Origin of the sequence: Oceanimonas smirnovii ATCC BAA-899 (assembly GCF_000381965.1) — a bacterium.
Taxonomy (GTDB): domain Bacteria; phylum Pseudomonadota; class Gammaproteobacteria; order Enterobacterales; family Aeromonadaceae; genus Oceanimonas; species Oceanimonas smirnovii.
On the sequence record NZ_KB908454.1, the window covers coordinates 160,047 to 178,848 of the forward strand.

An 18,802-nucleotide genomic window follows, 5' to 3' on the forward strand; every position below is an offset into this window, starting at 1 on the left:
TTCCGGAGACCCTCATGAAACTCTCTCTTGTCTGGCTGCTGGTTGCATTATTACTGTCCGGGCTCTCTGCCCGGCTGCTGTTCAGTGCCCGTAAAAAAGCCAGATCAGAGCAGCTGATGAGTGGCCTGAACCGCACTGAGCGGTTGCGGCTGAAGCCCAAAAGTGTGCTGCACACTATGCTGTTACGGGCCGGCGTGCAGGTATCTGCCGCCGGGCTGAGCATGGCGCTGCTGCTGTATATGCTGGTGGTTATGCTGGCTTACCTGCTGCAAGGCAGCCTGACGGCGCTGCTTACTGCCGGCGGTCTGCTGGTGATCATCAGGGTCATGATTGCGGTTCGTCAGCGCCGGCGCATGGCCAAAATCGTCAAACAGCTGCCTGCTTTTATTGACCACATTATTCGCAGCCTGAAGTCAGGAAGAACCCTGCCCGAAGGCATGGATCAGGCCATTGCCGCCTCTGCCAATCCGCTGAAATCAGTATTTGAACGCAGCCAGCGGTTTGTGCACCGCGGAGCCAGCATTGAAGATGCCATGGATGATCTGGCCGGCCTGTATCAGATCAGGGAGTTTCAGTTACTGGCCCTGGCGGTGCGGATAAACCAGAAATACGGTGGCAATGCGGTGGAGGTATTAAGTCAGCTGGTCAGCATGATCCACGAGCAAGACAAGGCCAGCCGTCAGCTTAAAGCCATGACCGGAGAAACCCGCGTAAGTGCCCTGGTGCTGGGGCTGTTACCGGTCTCACTGGCGGCTTATGTATTTATATCCAGCCCGGATTTTTTTCTGGAGCTATGGCATGATCCGTCCGGCAAAATACTGTTGTTATTTGCGTTTTTGTTTCAGCTGGTAGGCTCGGTCACGCTCTGGCGCATGCTGAGGAGTGTGTAATATGAATGCGCTGTTGCTCAGTGCCGTGCTGCAGCTGTTGCTGGCCATCTTGTTGTTATTACTGTTTTTTGAAGAGCGGCGTATTCGTGCGGCCATAAACCGGCGTCTGGGCAAGCCCGGCAGGGTAGATAAACACAAGCTGCTTAGCGAGTTTGCCCAAAGCCGCATGGGGCAAAAAGGCATTCAGCTGGACAGCGAATTACGCACCCTGTTAAACCAGCTGGGCTGGCGCAAACGTACTCAGCAGTCTTTGTTTATTTCTGTGCAGCTGGGGTTGCCGGTGCTGCTGGCACTGGCGGGTGTGCTGTATGGCTCTCTGTTCAGCATTAACCACAGCTCACTGCTGACGGTACTGACCCTGGCTGGCATCGGTTATCTGATACCCAAGCGCTGGCTGGTCGGCAAAGTCGCCAGGCGCAAACGGCAACTGGCTGAAGAAACCGAAATGATGCTGCCGTTACTGCGCATTTTATTTGAAGTGGGCATGACTACAGAGCAGGCGCTGCGGGTGCTGGCGCAGGAGAGCACAGGTATTTTGCCCGAGCTGTCTGCCGAAATTCGGCAGATGCTGCAGCGCGTGGATGCAGGTTTGTCGCTGCAGGAAGAGCTGGCCCGCACGGCCGGACTGCTTGATGTGGACGAGGTCACAGACTGTTTTACCGTACTTGAGCAGTTATCGCGGCAGGGCAGTGGTGCCATGGCCTCGCTGCATGCCATGAAAGAGTTGCTTACCGAGCGCCGGGTTACCGCGCTGCAGGAAAAAGTATCCAGAATGTCTGCAAAAATGTCGGTGGTAATGGTCGCATTTTTGTTTCCGGCACTCATGATTGTATTGGCTGGCCCGGGATTTATGGCCATTGTCAGGGCTTTTGGAGAAATGGGATGAAAAAAACACTCGGGCTGCTGGTGGCGGCCTGCATGACAACAGGCTGCGCGGTATTGCCGGCCGATGGTAATCGCTATAAAAATGGCAACTCGCCCTATTTGATTACTGCCAAGCGCGACACAGTGGCAGCGTGTGACCCACTCAGCCGCGAGCAGGAGCTGGCCATTAACCTGTCAAAAGAAATGGTCTCTGCCCGGCGTTTGCATGCGGCGCTCGCCAATCTGGAGCGCTTGCCCGATGAGCTGCCCGAAGCCAGGCTCGGAAAAGCGCAGATTCTGCGGTTACTGCAGCGCCCCGAGGCCAAAGGCCTGTATCAAAGTCTGCTCAACAGCTGCCTGATCGCCGATGGTTACCATGGCCTGGCACAAATGGCAGTGCTTGAGAACGATAACGATACCGCACTCAGCTATATGCAAAAGGCCGTGGCCTATGAGCCGACCAATGAGTCGATGCGTAACGATCTGGGCGTGATTTATATGAATTTACGCAAGACCGAAGAAGCACGTTTTGAATTGTTAACGGCTGCCGAGCTGAACGAGAGCAATCCCCGCGCCATATTAAACCTGCTGACGCTGACGTTATATCAGGAAAATATCACAGGCGCAGACAAGCTGGCTGCCCGTTACCAGATCAGCGCTCAGCAATATCAGAGCGCACTGAACAAAGCGCGCACCATGCGCAAGCAAGACAGCGGCGGCACGGCACAGGCAGTGGCACAAAGGCCAGCGGCACAAACAGCAGTGCGCGCCGTGCCGGCGCAGCCGGCTGTCGCACAGGCCCCGGCCGTGCGTGCTGTGCAGCCGCAGCCGGTATCACAGGTACGCGCAGTCTCACCTCAGGGCGTGCAGCAGGCCGCCGCTGCCGGTGGAGTTACTCAAGGGGTGCAGCGCATTGATGCTGTCTCCCAGCCTATTGTGCCTATTTCGCTTCGTTGAAGGAGCCCGTTATGGCAATAGTAAAAGCAAGCGTGATCCTCACAGGCTGGCTGCTGGCGGCCAGCGCTGTGGCAAACACTCCCGATGCTGCCGGCACCCATGGCCTGATCAAGCCGCTGCCGCAAACCCAGACGGAGCGCTGGCTGCAGGTGCAGCGTGAAGGCAGCAGAGCCTCTGCGCAAACTCAAGCCTCCACCGCCGCAGAGCAGGAGCTGGCCAGCCAGCGCTGGCTGGACAGCTACCAGCACCCCATTCCGGATTTGTATGAGCAGGGAGTGGAAGGGCAGGTTGGAGGCAACTAGCGAATCGCCGGTTTACAGTGCAGAAAGCGCCAGAGCAAGCTGAGTGCGGTTATGCATTCTGGTCTGGCGCAAAATCTGTGAAACGTACAGTTTCACCGTGTTTTCGCTTAAACCAAGCTCAACGGCAATCTGATAGTTGGTCATGCCCTTGCCAATCAGCCGGGCCACGGCCTGTTGCCGGGGAGACAGCTCCTGCAGCAAGGCATCGCTTTCTGCGCTGTCGGTGCCGGTTGCCACCGGCATCTCCCGGGCAGGCTGGCTGGTTCTGAGCTGAGCCACATCGTCATGCAAATCGTGCATAAACTCGGACAGCTGCTGCAGTTTATGTTCGATACTATCGATATGCAGAGGCTGGCTTGCCCGGCTCAGCGCATCGCTGAGCCCCTTCACGCCGTGCAGCAGTTCATCCATATCAAGGGGCTTGGCATAATAGTCAGACACGCCCAGCCGGAGCGCCTTGATAATATCTTCCTTTTCGGATCGCCCGGTAAACAAAATGGTTTTTACCGGGCGGGCAGACTGCCTGGCCAGCTCAAGAAAATCCCTGAGCAGCGTCAGTCCGTTTTTACCCGGCATATGAAAGTCACTAAGCACAATGGTGATGTCTTTATGCTCACAAAAAAGCTGATAAGCCGTATCGGTGTCATTACAGGAATAACAACGGTAACCATGATCAGTAAACAGCTCACACAGCTCTTCGGTGATCATGACTTCGTCATCAACAATAAGCAGGCTGTTAACCTTGTGCTCTTCCATAAAAATCACGTTATAAAAGGATTTACTGTAGTATAAGACGCCACTTATAAAAGGTAAGCTGCACAAGTGTGACCTGAGTCACTGATTGTGCTGTTGTTTGCTCAGTGGTAGCTCAATAACGAATAAAGCCCCCTTCTGCGAGTTTGAGGCGGTTAATGTTCCTTGCATTTTTTCAATAATGCCAAAGCTCACATTCAGGCCTATGCCGGTGCCTTTGCCATGAGGTTTGGTTGTAAAGAAGGAATCAAATATTGAGCTTAAATGTTGCTCCGCAATGCCGGTGCCATTATCTTCAACTGTAATGGTAACCTGCTGGTTATTATGAAATATACTAATGTAAATTTTTGGCTGAAAATCGGGTATGCTTTCTTTTTTTTCTGTCAGTGCATCTTTGGCATTAATGATCAGGTTGATCAGCACCTGCTCCAGTTGATCCTGATGCCCTGTCAGCTGAGGAGTGGGGGAAGTAGAAAGCACAATGTCAATGCCGGCATTCTCCAGACTTTCTCTGGTTAATGATAAGGCACCATCAATGGCATGCTGAGGGGTAAATAACTTTCTCTCCGGTGCCGATCGCCTGCCAAAAAACCGAAGATGCTCAATGGTTCTGGTGCTTCTTTCTATTTGTTCATCAATGCGTTCCAGCTTTTTTTGTATATAGTGAAGGTCGGGCACATCAGTGTTTATTTTTCTTTTAAGATTATTGATTGACATTTTCATCACACAAAGCGGCTGGTTTATCTCATGGGCCAGTGTGGTGGCAAGCTCACCCAGCATGGCCATTTTGGCACTCTGATACAGCTCCAGCCGTGCCTGATATACTTCCGTGTTGTCTCTGCCCACGGCCTGCACTTCCAGCAGAGCACCCTGCTCATCAAATATTCCCCGCTCGGCCCACACTACCCACATGGGAGCACGATGAGGAGCATGCAGGCAAATTTCTGCATTAATAATCGGGTTGTCAGGAGACAGCTTTGCCAGCCGGGCATAAAACCCTGCCTGTTGTTCCTCTGATAATAAATGATTCAGGTCAATCGCACTGTTATTATTCGCATTAACGTAATCAAGCAGCAGGGTGTTGGCAAACGTGATTTTCAGGTTTTTATCGTATCTGCAAATGATGGCCGGTGAATCCTCAACCAAGACTCTATAGCGCTCTTCACTGGCGTTTAATTTTTCATTGGCATGTACCGACTCGGTCACATCAATATATAAACCCACCACTTCCTTAGGCTGGCCCCATTGATCCCTGATTAACTTGGCTTCATCCAGCATCCAGTGATACTGGCCTTCCTTATCAAGCAAACGATAGTGACAACTGACAATGCCATATTTAAGCAGGGTAGTGGTGCGCTGATAAAAAACAGTTTTATCGTCCGGATGCACATGCTCCGCCAGGCTGGTCTGTTTAAACTGCTCAGCATTCCAGCCCAGCAGGCTGTTAATGCTGTCACTGAAATAGTGGCTGATCAAGGCGCCCTGTTCATATTTCTGCAGATAAATAATGGCCGGCGCATGGGCCACCAGAGTGGTGATGCGTTCCTGAGCGGCCTGTGCGGCCACTTGTGCTTGCACAATATGATCAATATCGGTAATGCTGCCGGAGAGCAAAGCGCTGTTATGTCTGTTTGTCAGCAGGTTTATTTCATACCAGCGGGGGGGGCCGTCACTATGCATCAGCCGAATATGTTGCTTCAGGCCCGACTGCTGCACCACGGCAGTGCTGAGCCTGTCTTTAAACTCCTCCTGCTCTGCCGCCGCAATTTTATTTATGAAATTATTCAGGCTGCATACCGGATCAGCGGATATTAACTCACATAATGGCCGAGCAAGTGTAAAAGTCTGCGTTTCTATATGGTAATCGAGGGAGTGAATATTTTTTTCTGCGGTAATGTGCTGATGCCTTGCTTCTTTCAGGTTGTAGTCAAGGTCCCGTTTTCTCGCAAGAATGGCACCGGTCAGTAAGCGACACCCCTGAATGACGGCGGCGGTATGTTCCGGACGGCCCGGGCCGGCGCTGAAAACAAGATAAGCAGAAGTGCGGTAGTGATAATGATAAGGGAACACAGTGAACAAATAGACAGCGCCGGAGTAACCGGCCAGCTCAACCGTAACGGTCTGATGAGCGCGCTCAAGAAGGTCGTCAAGGCTGCTGTTCACTAACTGAGCCAGCTCTGGCTGGTGATGCCGGCAATAGCTGACCTGCCACTTCTGATTATCCTGCAGAATCACAGCCAGACAGTTAAGCTGATAAGCCTGCATCATGCGGGCCATGCAGTCGTTGATAGGTTTGTCCAGCTGGCCCGGCTCGGCAGAAAGAATAAGATCAATGCCGCTGCCCGTTTGTTGTTGTCTGGCTGCCGCCTGGATACCGGTGTTAACTTGTGCTGTTAACGCCGTAATGTCAATCAGGCGTAATATCCAGCTGTCGGGCTGCTGCTCCAGGGTGCCATGAAAATATAACGGAGCACCATTTATTGCGCTCAGCTGAATATCAATCACCTTGCCCAGCAATGACGGCAGTGACTGAAACCCGGCAGCAAGGCCGCTGATGGCATGCAGTGACGTGAGTTCATCAGCAATCTGCTCAGCCAGGCTGCCACTCACTGCCAGAATATTGCCGCTGTCATCCAGGCTGAGCACCAGGCCCGGATGCCGGCTGAATTGGTCGGGCGCGGCATTCAGTGAATTATGCTGTTTAGTGCTGAGTAATTTTTTAAACATAATTCCTCATCAATAACCGGCAAGAAAATAAATAACCGCAGCAATAAACACAAAAGGAGCATAAGGACGTTGTTGATGCCGTGACGGTGCCAGCGTCCAGGCATAGCGTTGCATGGCAGCCGGCAGGTGTGGCCACACTGCAACCGCGGCTGCCTGCCAGCCAAGCAGGCCCAGCGCGGCCAGTGCCACCGCCCACAGCACCGCCATGGGGCCGGTAAGCAGCGCAAATGCCAGCATCATTTTAATGTCGCCGGCACCCATTTTTCCCAGCAGAAAACCGGGCAGGGTCAGTGCCAGTGCAATCAGTGCGGCGGTCAGTCCGTTATTGCCGCCGGTGCCGGCAAAGGTGCTGCCGTACCACAGCAGCCACAGCAGGGCAAAGCCCAGTGCCGGCAGCGTCAGCCGGTTGGCAATACGTCGTTGCTGCAAATCTTGCAGCGCGCACAATAACAGCCAGAGAAGTGTCAGCAGAGCAGCCATATTCAATAACACTGTCAGTGAAATAATAAATGATATAGCCCGACGTTAACGCTGGCTGTCAATCATGAGGATCAGGCTTTGCGATAGTGCACCAGTTGCTGATCAATGGCCCCAAAAATACTGCGTCCCTGCTCGTCCAGCATTTCCATACGCACGCTGTCTCCAAACTGCATAAATGGCGTGCTGGCCTCGCCGGTGTTCAGCAGCTCGCGGGTGCGCCGCTCGGCAATGCAGCAGGAGCCGGTGCTTTCATCCCGGTTGGATACGGTGCCCGAGCCAATCACGGTGCCGGCACTCAAGTGGCGGCTGAAGCAGGCGTGAGCAATAAGCCGGTCAAAGCCAAAGGTCATATCAACCCCGGCATTGGGGTGGCCAAACAGCTGATTGTTTAAAAAGACCCGCAACGGCAGGTGCAGCCGGGCGTTTTGCCAGTGCTGGCCCAGCTCGTCGGGAGTCACGGCCACCGGCGAGCAGCTGGTAGCGGGCTTTGACTGAAAAAAGCCAAAGCCCTTGGCCAGTTCGGCGGGAACAAGGTTGCGCAACGACACATCATTTACCAGCATCAGCAGCCGCATATGGGGCAGGGCGCTGGCCTCTGTGGTGCCCATGGGGACATCGCCGGTAATCACCGCTATTTCCCCTTCAAAGTCGATGCCCCAGGCTTCATCCGCCAGCTCAATTGGTTCACAGGGGCCGAGAAACCCGTCCGACATGCCCTGATACATCAGCGGATCGGTCCAGAAACCGGGCGGCATATCGGCACCGCGCGCCTTGCGCACCAGTTCTATATGGCTCACATAGGCACTGCCGTCGGCCCACTGATAGGCCCGGGGCAGGGGCGCGGCACAGGCCGCCGTATCAAAGGCAAAAGCATGAGCGCATTCACCACGGTTCAAACGCTGATACATGGCGTTCAGCCCCCGCTCGCACTCATCCCAGTTATCCAGTGCCGCCTGCAGGGTAGCTGCAATGCCGTCGGCGCGGCAGGCCAGCTGCAAATCCCGGGATACCACTACCAGGCTGCCATCGCGGCCTTCTTTTAAAGATGCCAGTTTCACGATTTCCTCCAGGAGTTGACATAATCGGTGTTCTCCACACCGGCAGGAAGGGTTGCCAGCTCCAGCGGATAGCGGCTGTCAATCATCACTGCTACCTCGTTGGTGGCCGTGCGGGAATTGCTCTGTGCGGAGGCCAGCGCCTTGGGGTGCGGCCCGTGAGTAAAGCCACAGGGATGCCAGGTGATCATGCCGGCATCAATGTTGTCCCGGCTGAAAAAGTCGCCTTCATGATAAAACAGCACCTCGTCGTAATCGTCATTGTTATGAAAAAACGGCACCTTGAGTGCACCGGCGTCCTGCTCCATAGGGCGGGGCACAAAGGTGCAGATCACAAAGTGGCTGGCCACCCAGGTGCTGTGCGCAGAAGGCGGCAGATGATAACGATGGCTCATCAATGGCCGAATATCCCGCCAGTTCAGCCGCAGCACGGTTAAGTCACCCTTCCAGCCCAGCGCATCAAGCGGATTAAAGGGATAAGTGATGGTATTAAACTGACCCCGGGCCTTGAGCCTGACTTGCCACTCACCGGCGCGCCCGGCCTGCTCCGCAAAGGCTTCATCTATATGAGGATGTTCCAGCACACCCGGGTCAAAAATGGCATGCTGGCCGGCTGGGCCTCGGTCGGCCAGCTGATAGCTGCCGTGGGTGGCTTCTATCATCAGCAGGGTAACCGGCTCATCCGGCTCAATTCGCCAGCTGGTGGAGCGGGGAATAATTAAATAATCCCCCTTGCTGAAGGGCAGCCGGCCATAGTCGCAAAACAGCACGCCGCTGCCCGCATGCACAAACAGGCATTCATCGCCGTCGCCGTTGCGCACCAGATGATCCATGGGGCTGTTGCAGCGCCATAACCGAACGCACAAATGCTCGTTATAAAGCAAAGGAACCGCATGCCAGGGGCAGGGGCCCATATCGGGCAGCTTGTTGGTATCCAGTGCGCGCGGACGCAATGATCCCTCCCAATGGCTCCAGCCGGTAGGCGGATGGCGGTGATACATATGAGTGGCCGGGCCAAAAAAGCCGTCTTTGCCAATCTCCCGCTCATAGCTGCCGGCGGGCAAATCGCAGTGCGCCTGGCGGGAATGCACGCCTTCACGCAGCGGAAAAGACACTCGGTATTTCAATGTTGCCTCCGGTGAAGATCAAACTCTTACTCACTATAGCTGCCTGGCCATAATGTGCGGCATGGCTTCAAACTTGTGTTCAAAAATGGTTACACTCCTGTCTTTACAGGCAAACAGGAAGCAAGTCATGGATGAGCAGAGCGCGCTGGAGCTGGAACACTTTTTACCCTACAAACTGATGCAGGTAGCGGAGCGGGTAGGGGCCGAGCTGGCCGTCTTCTATCGCAAGGAATTTGGCATCACCCGGCCCGAGTGGCGGCTGATGGCGGTGCTGGGCGACGGCCGCTCGCTGATTGCCCGGGAGCTGGCCGACATCACCTGCATGGACAAGGTAAAAGTGTCCCGGGCGCTGCAGGGGCTGGAAGATAAAAAGCTGATAAAGCGCAAGCCCAACCCCAGGGATCAGCGCGCCGCCCGCATTTTGCTCACCCCCGAGGGCAAGGCACTGCATCAGCGCATGGTGCCCAGAGTGCTGGAATGGGAAGCCCGTCTGGCCGAAGGCCTTACCGGCGGCGACACCAAGCCGCTGCTTGCCAGCCTTAACCAGCTGCTCACCCGGCTGGAAAATATGTAAGCCCCCCTTCTGGGAGCCGTAAGCCGTAAGTCGTAAGTTGAAACACGCAGGTTGGCGATGAGCGCAGCGAATCCCAACATTTATACTGGCTGGCAGCAGTATAACATGCGGCGATATTTGCCCGGTATAAAACCGGGCCTACACGGCTTCTGCAGTTGTATTCCATTGGCAAACTGTCAGAATTTACCTGCTTCTACACTTTATCGGGATTTTTGTTATGCGCTTTTACCAAACCGGACTCACAGTGCTGGCTGCACTGGTGCTTTCTGCCTGTGCCTCCAACAAAAATGAGCCCGTGCCGGCTCGTCTGGATGTGCTGCACGGCCCCACCTTTATTAAAAACGGTAACGCCACCGGCGAAAAAGACATTACCGTCAGATCTCCCTATTTTGCCTTTGCCATCAGTGCCGACACCGGCGCCGTGGTGGATCTGGCCATTGCCAGCAACGGCCAGTACGGCCCGGATCTGGTGCGCTCCCTCGACTTTGTGCCCGGTGACGGCAAGCTCACCTCGACAAAAATTGACGTGAAAGAACAGTCTGGCGAGCGTGTTGTAATAGAACTGCAGCGCGAGCTGAACGGCAAACCGGTAACCAGCCGCTATGAGGTTAACCTCAGCAATGCCGGCATTCGTTTAAGCACCACTCAAGATGGCAAACAGTTCTCCGGCTATCAGCTGGAACGCAACCAGGTTCCTGCAGCCCTGCCCAGCTATAACGACATGCCCAACATGGTGCAGGCGCACTGGACCGCCGCCAGTCTGCAAAACGAACTGGGCATTCTTTATGAAAGCGACGATCTGCGCAAAAACCGCGAAAGCGGAGAAGTCAGTGCCTGGCTCAGCGCCGGTGCCCTGGACGTGCTCAGCGCCGACAAGCCCATGTATGGCGGTCAGGGCATACCCAGGCTGGCACTGCTGGAGCTGACGCCGGTCACCTCCGGCTTTGAAGCGCGCCTGCAGGAGCTGCGACAGCGCTGGAGCCGGGGTGAAAAGGTTTATCTGGGCGGCAACAGCGGCAAGCTCTATGCCTACACCCCCAAAGGCCGGCTCAGTGCCGACTACGCCACGGCCGCAGGCAAAGGCCACAGCTTTTTAAGCTTTGGCCCGCAGGTGTATCCCATTACCACCAACTTCGGCGGCACCGCCAAACCCTTTACCGAAACTCAGGTAGAGTTTCGCTCCGAGGTGGGTCTGGCCAGGGCCGAAGTCTGGCTGGATGGTGTGCAGGTAGCCGGCTGGAAAATTAACGGTGCCAAATGGTTCAGAACCGGTGTGCCTGTGCCGCCCAACCACACCTGGATGCAATGGGTAGTGGAAGATCGCAACGGCAAGCGCGCCTACTCCAACCCCATCTGGATCGATTGAGATCAAAGCGCGAATGTGATTAGTTCTCGCTTATAGTTAAGTTCTCTTAAATCAATGACTTATCTTGTGTTTTAATTTGAAAAACGGCCATTTGGCGTCTATCCTTATGGCCATCATTGAACGGGGAGAGTGGTTATGAAAGGGGACAAAAAAGTCATTGAGCACCTGAACAAGGTGCTCAGCATAGAGCTGACCTCCATCAACCAGTATTTTCTGCATGCCCGCATGTTCAAAAACTGGGGCCTCAGCAAGCTGAACGAGCGGGAATACAAAAAATCCATCAAAGACATGAAACAGGCCGACGAGCTGATCGAGCGCATTCTGTTTCTGGAAGGCCTGCCCAACCTGCAGCACCTGAACCGGCTGCGCATTGGTGAAAACACCGAAGAAATGCTCGGCTGCGACCGCGATCAGGCAGCAGAGCAGCTGAAAGTGCTGAAAGACGCCATTGCCTACTGCGAGTCGGTGCACGACTTCGTCTCCCGCGAGCTGCTCTGTGAGCTGGAAGAATACGAAGAAGGCCACCTCGACTGGATAGACACTCAGCTGGACCTTATCAGCAAAATCGGCCTTGAAAATTACCAGCAGTCACAACTGTAAGGGAGCAGAATAATGAAAGGTAATCAGCAAATTATTGCCGCACTCAACGAGCTGCTGGCAGGCGAACTCAGCGCCATGGACCAATACTTCATTCACTCCCGCATGTATGAAGACTGGGGGCTCACCAAGCTCTACGAGCGCATTGACCACGAATTTGAAGACGAAAAAGGCCATGCCTCCAAGCTGATAGAGCGCATTCTGTTTCTGGAAGGCACGCCCGACATGGTGACCCGGGTGCCGCTGAACGTGGGCAAAGACGTGCCCTCCATGCTGCAGAGCGATCTGGATCTGGAATATAAAGTCATCAAGGATCTGCGCAAGGTGATGGCCCTGTGTGAACAAGAGCAGGACTACCAGACCCGCGACATGCTGCAGGTGCTGCTGGAAGACACCGAAAACGATCACACCCACTGGCTGGAACAGCAGCTGGGCCTCATTCAGCGCATCGGCCTGCCCAACTACCTGCAATCACAGATGTAATCCCCAAACCCCACCCTAACCCTCCCCTTGGTAAGGGGAGGGAACTGTTTTTGCTCCTCCCCCTTTTTAAGGGGGAGGTTGGGAGGGGGTTGCAACAAACCCCACCCTGACCCTCCCCTTGGTAAGGGGAGGGAATCGTTTTTGCATTTCCCTACAAACATTCAACCAGATAATCCACCAGCAGCCGCACTCTTGGCGACAGGTGTTTATTGTTCGGATACACCACCCACACGCCGTCGTCGGGTACCCTGTATTCCTCCAGCAGGCTCACCAGCAACCCCTTGTTCAGCGCTTCGGTCACGTAATAATCCGGCAGCTGCACAATTCCCAGTCCCTTGATGGCGGCATCTTTCAGTGCCAGCCCCGAGTTGCAATGCCAGCCGGACGGCAGACGAAAGCGACGGGGCTGCTTGTTCTCAATAAACCGCCAGTGATCCACTGTGCCGGCCAGGCAGCGATGTGTGCTCAAATCATTAATGTGCCGGGGCGTGCCATAACGGGCCAGATAATCCGGCGCAGCACACAAAAACTGAGTGCGCCGGGCCAGCTTGCGGCACATTAAACTGGACGAGCCCAGACTGCCCAGCCGAATGGCCAGATCAAACCCTTCCTGCACCAGGTCCACTGTGCTATTGGTCAGCACCATATCCAGCTGCAGGCCGGGATAGCGCAGCAAAAAGTTATTCACCAGCGGTGCCACAAACTGCTCGCCATAATACACCGGCGCGGTAATGCGCAGCCGTCCCGCCGGGTTGCCCTCCAGCGTCATAACCTCCTGCTCTGCCGCCTGCAGGGCGTGCTGGATCTGGCACACCTGCCGGTAATAAACACGGCCTGTGTCGGTAAGAGTGAGCTTGCGGGTAGTACGATACAGCAGCTTGGCCCCCAGCCGCTTTTCCAGCTGATCCACCCGCCGGCTTACATGGGCCACAGACACATTCAGCCGCTGTGCCGCCGCAGTAAAGCTCTCGCTCTCCACTACACTTACAAATTCGTTAATGCCTTCCCAGTCGATCATTTTTACTCACTGGTAAAAGTGTTTTGCTATATAAGTCATTATCAACGGTAGGGGCTGTAATACAATAACCGGCATTATCCCTTCGGGGAGCTGAACCCCTTCGGGGAGCTGTAAGCTATAAGCTGTCAGCTAAAACCATTGAGCTGACAGACCGGCGTAGTGCAACCGCACTGATGATTCGTGTGTTAAAGCCAACAGGAGACAATAATGGACATGATTAAAACCCGCGCCGCTGTAGCCTGGGAGCCGGGCAAGCCGCTCAGCATTGAAGAAGTAGATCTGATGCCGCCGCAAAAAGGCGAAGTGCTGGTGCGCATTGTGGCCACCGGTGTGTGCCATACCGACGCCTACACCCTGTCGGGTGACGATGCCGAAGGCGTGTTTCCGTCCATTCTGGGCCACGAAGGTGCCGGCATAGTAGAAGCCGTGGGCGAGGGCGTCACCAGCCTGCAGGTGGGTGACCACGTTATTCCGCTCTACACCGCCGAATGCGGCGAATGCAAATTCTGCAAATCCGGCAAAACCAACCTGTGCCAGGCCGTGCGCGCCACTCAGGGCAAGGGGCTGATGCCCGACGGCACCACCCGTTTCTTTAAAGACGGCAAGCCGATTTTCCACTACATGGGCTGCTCCACCTTTGCCGAGCACACCGTAGTGCCGGAAATCTCCCTGGCCAAAATCAGCAAAGAAGCGCCGCTGGAAAAAGTATGCCTGCTGGGCTGTGGCGTTACCACCGGCATGGGCGCGGTGAAAAACACCGCCAAGGTACAGGAAGGCGACACAGTAGCGGTATTCGGTCTGGGCGGCATTGGCCTGGCAGTCATTATTGGTGCCGTGCAGGCCAAGGCCAGCCGCATTATTGCCATCGACATCAACGAAGACAAATTCGAAATTGCCAAAAAACTGGGTGCCACCGACTGCATCAACCCCAACGACTACGACAAGCCCATTCAGGACGTGATTGTAGAAATGACCGACGGCGGCGTCGACTTCTCCTTTGAATGCATCGGCAACGTAAAAGTCATGCGCTCCGCGCTGGAAGCCTGCCACAAGGGCTGGGGTGAATCAGTGATCATCGGTGTGGCCCCGGCCGGTGCCGAAATCTCCACCCGTCCGTTCCAGCTGGTAACCGGCCGGGTATGGAAAGGCTCCGCCTTTGGCGGCGTAAAAGGCCGCTCTCAGCTGCCCGGCATTGTAGAGCAATACATGAACGGCGAGTTTGAGCTGGACACCTTCATCACCCACACCATGGGCCTGGACGACATCAACCACGCCTTTGACCTGATGCACGAAGGCAAGTCCATTCGTTCTGTGATTCTTTACGACAAATAAATAGCTGTAAGCTTTAAGCTATCAGCTGTAAGCAGCCCGAAGTCGCTTGTAAACCCGTGTCACTCCGGCGAAGGCCAGAGTCCATGTAACAGGCGGCTAGTGATACTGCAGGCACCATGCTGTGCCTGCAATACTCGGTGTTTGTCTTACAGCTTAAAGCTGACAGCTTACAGCTACCCGAAGGGGAAGCTATGAACATCGTTCAACAACAAAAATGCTTTGGCGGCCGTCAAATTCGCTACCAGCACGACTCCAAAACCCTTAACTGCAGCATGCAGTTTTCCGTGTTTCTGCCGCCGCAGGCAGAGCAGGGGCCGGTGCCGGCGGTGTATTGGCTGTCGGGGTTAACCTGCACCGACGAAAACTTCTCATCCAAGGCCGGTGCCCAGCGCGTGGCTGCCGAGCTTGGGCTGGCGCTGATCATTCCTGACACCAGCCCCCGGGGCAACGGCGTGGCCGACGATGCAGAAGGTGCCTACGATCTGGGCCTGGGTGCGGGTTTTTATGTAAACGCCACTCAGGCCCCCTGGAGCAGCCACTACCGCATGTATGACTATGTGCTGAGCGAGTTGCCGGCACTGGTAGAAAGCGAGCTGCCGCTCAACGGCAAGCGCGCCATCAGCGGTCATTCCATGGGTGGCCACGGCGCATTGGTGCTGGCACTGCGCAACCCCGAGCGGTTTGTGTCGGTGTCCGCCTTTGCGCCCATCTCCAACCCCACGGATTGCCCCTGGGGCCACAAGGCCCTGAGTGCCTATCTGGGTGAAGACAGAGCGGCCTGGGCCGAGTACGACGCCAGCCTGCTGCTGAAGGCAAAAGGCAGCTCACTGCCCATGCTGGTGGATCAGGGTGACGCCGACAACTTCCTGGCCGAACAACTCAAGCCGGAAGCACTGCAAGCGGCTGCCAATGAAAGCGGTGCTAAACTTGAACTGCGCCTGCAGCCGGGCTACGACCACAGCTACTACTTTATCGCCAGCTTTATAGAAGACCACCTGCGGTTTCATGCGGAGTATCTGGGAACGTGAACTTGCTCCTCCCCCTTTTTAAGGGTGAAGGCTGGGAGGGGGTTGCAACAACCCCACCCTGCCCCTTTACCTTACCAAGGGGAGGGAACTGCTCTTGCTCCTCTCCCTTTTTAAGGGAGAGGCTGGGAGAGGGTTAACTTACGGCTTACAGCTCCCTGAAGGGGCAAACGCCTCCCACAAGTACCGCATCTTGCGCCAGCGGCGATACACCCACTGCAGAGCCGGGTGTGTTGGCTCCCGGTAATTTTTCCGCTCTTCCGCCAGCTGGCGCGCCATGCGCAGCGGGGTGCTGCACAGGCCGGTTTTATAATCCACATAAGTGGGATACCAGGCATAAGTAGCGTACACCAGTGCCGCCAGGGGCAGGTTGCGGCCCCGGCGTGCTAGCGGGTGCATGTCGGTGGTCAGGCCCCAGCCGGCATAAAATGGCTGGCCCCACACGGTTACCGGTTTACTGCGGATCAAAGCCTCCAGCCCGGTTAATGACGTCAGCACATGCACGGCGTCTGCTGCATCCAGGCAGTCTACAATGCCGGCGCTGGTTTCCACCACATCCACACAGGCGTTCAGCACCTTCTCCGGCACTTGGCCCCGGCGGTTACCGCTCACCACATCCGGGTGCGGCTTAAACACAATAAAGGCATCGGGGTGGGCCGCCCGCACCGCTTCAAGCAAAGCGGCGTTGCCCGCCACAAAAGGGCTGCCCAGTTGCACAGAAGCATCATCATCCACCTGGCCGGGCACCAGAATAATACGGCGTTCTTCAGCCAGTGTCCGCCAGTTCAGCTGGCTGCGAGTGCCCACGTTATATTTGGTCAGGGCCTGCTCGTGAAAGTGTGTCAGCAGCTGTTCACCCAGTTTCAGCTCCAGCTCAGAAAAGTCATGCTGTTTTAAATGCTGTTCAATGGCGCTGGGGGTGCGCGGATCGTAATACATGCCCGCAGGGTCAATCACCAGCGAGCCGGGCCGGCGCAGATCCGAACCCAGCCCCACCGAGCGTAAAAAGCCGTCTTCCATGCGCCACACCGGTAATGAGCAGCTCGCCAGTTCAGACTCAAATTTGCGCCCCCACACCAGCACGGCTTGTGTATTACCCGGCTGAAGGCCGGAATCCACTGCATCCGGAATACGATCAACAAATGTCACTTTTCGGGCATAACGGCGTAAAAAATACGGCGCAAACCGCCGCCGCCACAGTGAAAACCCAACGGCATACAGCTCATCCACCGGCGGCACGGGCGCGCGCTGGGCCAGGATCAAATCCAGCAACGCTTCCGGCTCACAGCGCTCACCGGTTACCGGGTCCGCATAGCGGCAATAACGAAGATAAGCCGCCGCCAGCAACTGCTCCACAGTGCGTGGCTGGCCCCGGCGGGGCACGGCAACACGATCATCAGTAACGCCCCAGCCGGCATAAAAGGGCACTCCAAAACACACCACCGGCTTGCCCGCCAGCAATGCCTCAAAGCCCAGCTGAGAAGTCACCGTATATACCTTGCTTACCTCGGCCATCAATGCAAAAGGGTTTACATTGTCGGCCAGCAACAGCACATCGTTACCGGCAGCTGCCGTTAAATAGCCCTGTTTTTTACCCAGCAGCACATCGGGGTGGGTGCGCACAATAATCTGGGCATTCGGGTTCTCGGCCCTGGCCGCAGCCAGCATATCGGCAAAATGCTGCTCACCGGCAAGCCCCAGCCGTACCGACTGATCCCCCATGGTCTGATCAATCACCAGCACGCGCGGGCGGTTCGAATCCAGCTTGTTACGCACAGAAACGGGCAGGGTATTGCCGGCATAACAGTTATATTTGGTAATGCCGTGTTCAGTAAGAGTGTGGCGCAGCATTCGCGCTCGTTGCGCCCAGTCAGAACTCCACCAGCTAATATCGTCCAGCATATGCTCAAGGGCGCTTGGCCGGGTGGCGTCGTAATAGACACCCACGTCATCCACAATCAGTGACAACCGCCGGCCCCGCTCAGCCGGGTGGCCAATATAACCAATAAAGCCGTCTTCCAGCTGCCAGAAGGGCAAATCGCCCGCCTGTGCCAGCCGGCGCGCCTGCTCAGTATTAGGCTTCATACCCCAGCCCACCACAGCGGTGGCTTTTTCAGTGGTAAAAAAGCCAACACGCAAAGGTGCCAGCAAAGCATTAAGCACCCGGCGCTGACGCCAAATACCAAAAGAAGTGGTCAGGAGCATAAAAAACCGAGCTCAAAGAATGGTAGGTTGGGACGAGTCCCAACATTTTGAATGATAACGCCGCCAGCAACAAACCCCACCCTGACAGCTCAGCTCCTCTCCCTTTTAAGGGAGAGGCTGGGAGAGGGTTGTAACAAACCCCACCCTGACCCTTCACCTTGGCAAGGGGAGGGAACTGTTTTGCTCCTCCCCCTTTTCAAGGGGGAGGTTGGGAGGGGGTTAACTTACAGCTTACAGCTCCCCAAAAGGGTTCTTCCCGCCCAGCACCAGAAAGTGCGGGTTCAGCACTTCACGAGTATTAGCATAACTCAGCGGCTCGCCGTTCAGCTGCACCACAGTGCCGCCGGCCTGCTCTACCACACACTGGGCGGCGCCGGTGTCCCACAATGAGGTGGGGCCAAGGCGAGGATAAATATCGGCGGCATGTTCTGCTACCAGGCATAGTTTAAGTGAGCTGCCCATGGGCACCAGCTCATGTTCCCCCAGCTTTTCCAGCAGGGCAGGCAGCTCGCCGCCACCATGAGAGCGGCTGCCCACCACCCGCCAGGGCGTGCCGGCCTGATGTTCAGCCACGTTAATGGCCACAGGCGCACCATCGCCTTCATATTTAAAGGCACCCAGACCTTCGGCGGCCATATAACCCACATTCAGAGCAGGCGCATACACCACGCCCAGCACCGGCTTGCCGTGCTCAATAAGCGCAATATTCACGGTAAACTCGCCGTTACGCTTAATGAACTCCTTGGTGCCATCCAGCGGATCCACCAGCCAATAGCGGCCATGCTCATCGGCACCGGCAAAACCGGCGGTGTCTTCTTCCGACAAAACCGGCGCTTTCAGCGGCAGTTCAACCAGGCCTTGCACAATCATATTGTGGGCGGCGGCATCGGCTTCAGTAAGCGGTGACTTATCTTCCTTTTGCTCAACGGTAAATTCGCGGCCGTAGATTTCCATAATGGCGGCACCGGCCTTGCGGGCCAGCGCGTCTACCTGATTAAGCAATTCCTGAGTAATGAGCATTCTGTTTCCTTCTATATTTGCTCCTCC

General features: G+C 55.7%; 18 protein-coding genes. 10 read left to right on the forward strand and 8 right to left on the reverse strand.

Annotated features, from left to right (window positions below):
* Positions 1-14 precede the first annotated feature (14 nt).
* Genes G364_RS0100760 through G364_RS0100775 form a run of 4 tightly spaced genes read left to right on the forward strand, consistent with a single transcriptional unit; the run spans position 15 to position 3,013 of the window.
* Complete coding sequence (locus tag G364_RS0100760; protein WP_019933232.1) at positions 15-890, forward strand: type II secretion system F family protein; 876 nt, start codon at positions 15-17, stop codon at positions 888-890.
* A gap of 1 nt (position 891) precedes the next feature.
* Positions 892-1,776 carry a type II secretion system F family protein gene (locus tag G364_RS0100765; protein ID WP_019933233.1) on the forward strand — a complete coding sequence of 295 codons (885 nt, stop codon included), beginning with the start codon at positions 892-894 and terminating at the stop codon, positions 1,774-1,776.
* A complete protein-coding gene (locus tag G364_RS16155) occupies positions 1,773-2,711 on the forward strand; it encodes a tetratricopeptide repeat protein (RefSeq protein ID WP_019933234.1) in 939 nt (312 codons plus the stop codon). The genes G364_RS0100765 and G364_RS16155 overlap by 4 nt, the downstream gene beginning before the upstream one ends.
* 11 nt (positions 2,712-2,722) lie before the next feature.
* Positions 2,723-3,013 (forward strand): DUF3613 domain-containing protein, encoded by a 291-nt coding sequence (locus G364_RS0100775; protein WP_019933235.1) that lies wholly within the window; start codon positions 2,723-2,725, stop codon positions 3,011-3,013.
* 12 nt (positions 3,014-3,025) lie between these two features.
* Here G364_RS0100775 and G364_RS0100780 read toward each other — a convergent pair whose 3' ends face one another.
* From G364_RS0100780 to G364_RS0100800, 5 genes are all read right to left on the reverse strand, one after another.
* Complete coding sequence (locus G364_RS0100780; protein WP_019933236.1) at positions 3,026-3,769, reverse strand: response regulator transcription factor; 744 nt, start codon at positions 3,767-3,769, stop codon at positions 3,026-3,028.
* Positions 3,770-3,847: 78 nt separating this feature from the next.
* A complete protein-coding gene (locus tag G364_RS16160) occupies positions 3,848-6,493 on the reverse strand; it encodes a PAS domain-containing sensor histidine kinase (protein ID WP_019933237.1) in 2,646 nt (881 codons plus the stop codon).
* Between the two features lie 9 nt (positions 6,494-6,502).
* A complete protein-coding gene (locus G364_RS0100790) occupies positions 6,503-6,973 on the reverse strand; it encodes a prepilin peptidase (protein WP_019933238.1) in 471 nt (156 codons plus the stop codon).
* A gap of 71 nt (positions 6,974-7,044) precedes the next feature.
* Positions 7,045-8,031, reverse strand: coding sequence for a fumarylacetoacetate hydrolase family protein (locus G364_RS0100795; RefSeq protein ID WP_019933239.1), 987 nt, complete (start codon positions 8,029-8,031; stop codon positions 7,045-7,047).
* Positions 8,028-9,155, reverse strand: a complete 1,128-nt coding sequence (locus G364_RS0100800) for a homogentisate 1,2-dioxygenase (protein WP_019933240.1) — start codon at positions 9,153-9,155, stop codon at positions 8,028-8,030. Before G364_RS0100800 ends, G364_RS0100795 begins: the two co-directional genes overlap by 4 nt.
* A 127-nt stretch (positions 9,156-9,282) precedes the next feature.
* Between G364_RS0100800 and G364_RS0100805 the strand changes: the two genes are divergently transcribed.
* The 4 genes from G364_RS0100805 (at position 9,283) to bfr (G364_RS0100820) (ending at position 12,175) form a co-directional block, all read left to right on the forward strand.
* Positions 9,283-9,729, forward strand: coding sequence for a MarR family winged helix-turn-helix transcriptional regulator (locus G364_RS0100805; protein WP_019933241.1), 447 nt, complete (start codon positions 9,283-9,285; stop codon positions 9,727-9,729).
* Between the two features lie 217 nt (positions 9,730-9,946).
* Entirely contained in the window at positions 9,947-11,095 is a 1,149-nt protein-coding gene (locus G364_RS0100810) for a CehA/McbA family metallohydrolase domain-containing protein (protein WP_019933242.1), read from the forward strand.
* A 135-nt stretch (positions 11,096-11,230) separates the two neighbouring features.
* A complete protein-coding gene (gene bfr / locus G364_RS0100815) occupies positions 11,231-11,695 on the forward strand; it encodes a bacterioferritin (RefSeq protein ID WP_019933243.1) in 465 nt (154 codons plus the stop codon).
* A 12-nt stretch (positions 11,696-11,707) separates the two neighbouring features.
* Positions 11,708-12,175 (forward strand): bacterioferritin, encoded by a 468-nt coding sequence (gene bfr, locus G364_RS0100820; protein ID WP_019933244.1) that lies wholly within the window; start codon positions 11,708-11,710, stop codon positions 12,173-12,175.
* Between the two features lie 151 nt (positions 12,176-12,326).
* Here bfr (G364_RS0100820) and G364_RS0100825 read toward each other — a convergent pair whose 3' ends face one another.
* Entirely contained in the window at positions 12,327-13,193 is an 867-nt protein-coding gene (locus G364_RS0100825; RefSeq protein ID WP_019933245.1) for a LysR family transcriptional regulator, read from the reverse strand.
* Positions 13,194-13,400: 207 nt separating this feature from the next.
* On the opposite strand from G364_RS0100825, the gene G364_RS0100830 reads away from it, so the two are divergent.
* Both G364_RS0100830 and fghA read left to right on the forward strand, forming a co-directional pair.
* Positions 13,401-14,525, forward strand: a complete 1,125-nt coding sequence (locus G364_RS0100830) for an S-(hydroxymethyl)glutathione dehydrogenase/class III alcohol dehydrogenase (protein ID WP_019933246.1) — start codon at positions 13,401-13,403, stop codon at positions 14,523-14,525.
* 191 nt (positions 14,526-14,716) lie between these two features.
* The gene (gene fghA / locus G364_RS0100835) at positions 14,717-15,553 is read left to right on the forward strand and encodes an S-formylglutathione hydrolase (protein WP_026344585.1); all 837 of its coding nucleotides are present in this window, start codon (positions 14,717-14,719) and stop codon (positions 15,551-15,553) included.
* 138 nt (positions 15,554-15,691) lie between these two features.
* Here the strand turns inward: fghA and G364_RS0100840 are convergent, their stop codons facing one another.
* Positions 15,692-17,755, reverse strand: a complete 2,064-nt coding sequence (locus tag G364_RS0100840) for a capsular polysaccharide biosynthesis protein (protein WP_019933248.1) — start codon at positions 17,753-17,755, stop codon at positions 15,692-15,694.
* Positions 17,756-17,986: 231 nt separating this feature from the next.
* Entirely contained in the window at positions 17,987-18,775 is a 789-nt protein-coding gene (gene cysQ / locus G364_RS0100845) for a 3'(2'),5'-bisphosphate nucleotidase CysQ (protein WP_019933249.1), read from the reverse strand.
* Positions 18,776-18,802: the final 27 nt, after the last annotated feature.

Excerpts from the sequence above, each read along its gene's own strand:
- G364_RS0100760 (WP_019933232.1), top strand. The coding sequence starts at position 15 with ATGAAACTCTCTCTTGTCTGGCTGCTGGTTGCATTATTACTGTCCGGG.
- G364_RS0100765 (WP_019933233.1), top strand. The coding sequence starts at position 892 with ATGAATGCGCTGTTGCTCAGTGCCGTGCTGCAGCTGTTGCTGGCCATC.
- G364_RS16155 (WP_019933234.1), top strand. The coding sequence starts at position 1,773 with ATGAAAAAAACACTCGGGCTGCTGGTGGCGGCCTGCATGACAACAGGC.
- G364_RS0100775 (WP_019933235.1), top strand. The coding sequence starts at position 2,723 with ATGGCAATAGTAAAAGCAAGCGTGATCCTCACAGGCTGGCTGCTGGCG.
- G364_RS0100780 (WP_019933236.1), bottom strand. The coding sequence starts at position 3,769 with ATGGAAGAGCACAAGGTTAACAGCCTGCTTATTGTTGATGACGAAGTC.
- G364_RS16160 (WP_019933237.1), bottom strand. The coding sequence starts at position 6,493 with ATGTTTAAAAAATTACTCAGCACTAAACAGCATAATTCACTGAATGCC.
- G364_RS0100790 (WP_019933238.1), bottom strand. The coding sequence starts at position 6,973 with ATGGCTGCTCTGCTGACACTTCTCTGGCTGTTATTGTGCGCGCTGCAA.
- G364_RS0100805 (WP_019933241.1), top strand. The coding sequence starts at position 9,283 with ATGGATGAGCAGAGCGCGCTGGAGCTGGAACACTTTTTACCCTACAAA.
- G364_RS0100810 (WP_019933242.1), top strand. The coding sequence starts at position 9,947 with ATGCGCTTTTACCAAACCGGACTCACAGTGCTGGCTGCACTGGTGCTT.
- bfr (WP_019933243.1), top strand. The coding sequence starts at position 11,231 with ATGAAAGGGGACAAAAAAGTCATTGAGCACCTGAACAAGGTGCTCAGC.
- bfr (WP_019933244.1), top strand. The coding sequence starts at position 11,708 with ATGAAAGGTAATCAGCAAATTATTGCCGCACTCAACGAGCTGCTGGCA.
- G364_RS0100825 (WP_019933245.1), bottom strand. The coding sequence starts at position 13,193 with ATGATCGACTGGGAAGGCATTAACGAATTTGTAAGTGTAGTGGAGAGC.
- G364_RS0100830 (WP_019933246.1), top strand. The coding sequence starts at position 13,401 with ATGGACATGATTAAAACCCGCGCCGCTGTAGCCTGGGAGCCGGGCAAG.
- fghA (WP_026344585.1), top strand. The coding sequence starts at position 14,717 with ATGAACATCGTTCAACAACAAAAATGCTTTGGCGGCCGTCAAATTCGC.
- G364_RS0100840 (WP_019933248.1), bottom strand. The coding sequence starts at position 17,755 with ATGCTCCTGACCACTTCTTTTGGTATTTGGCGTCAGCGCCGGGTGCTT.
- cysQ (WP_019933249.1), bottom strand. The coding sequence starts at position 18,775 with ATGCTCATTACTCAGGAATTGCTTAATCAGGTAGACGCGCTGGCCCGC.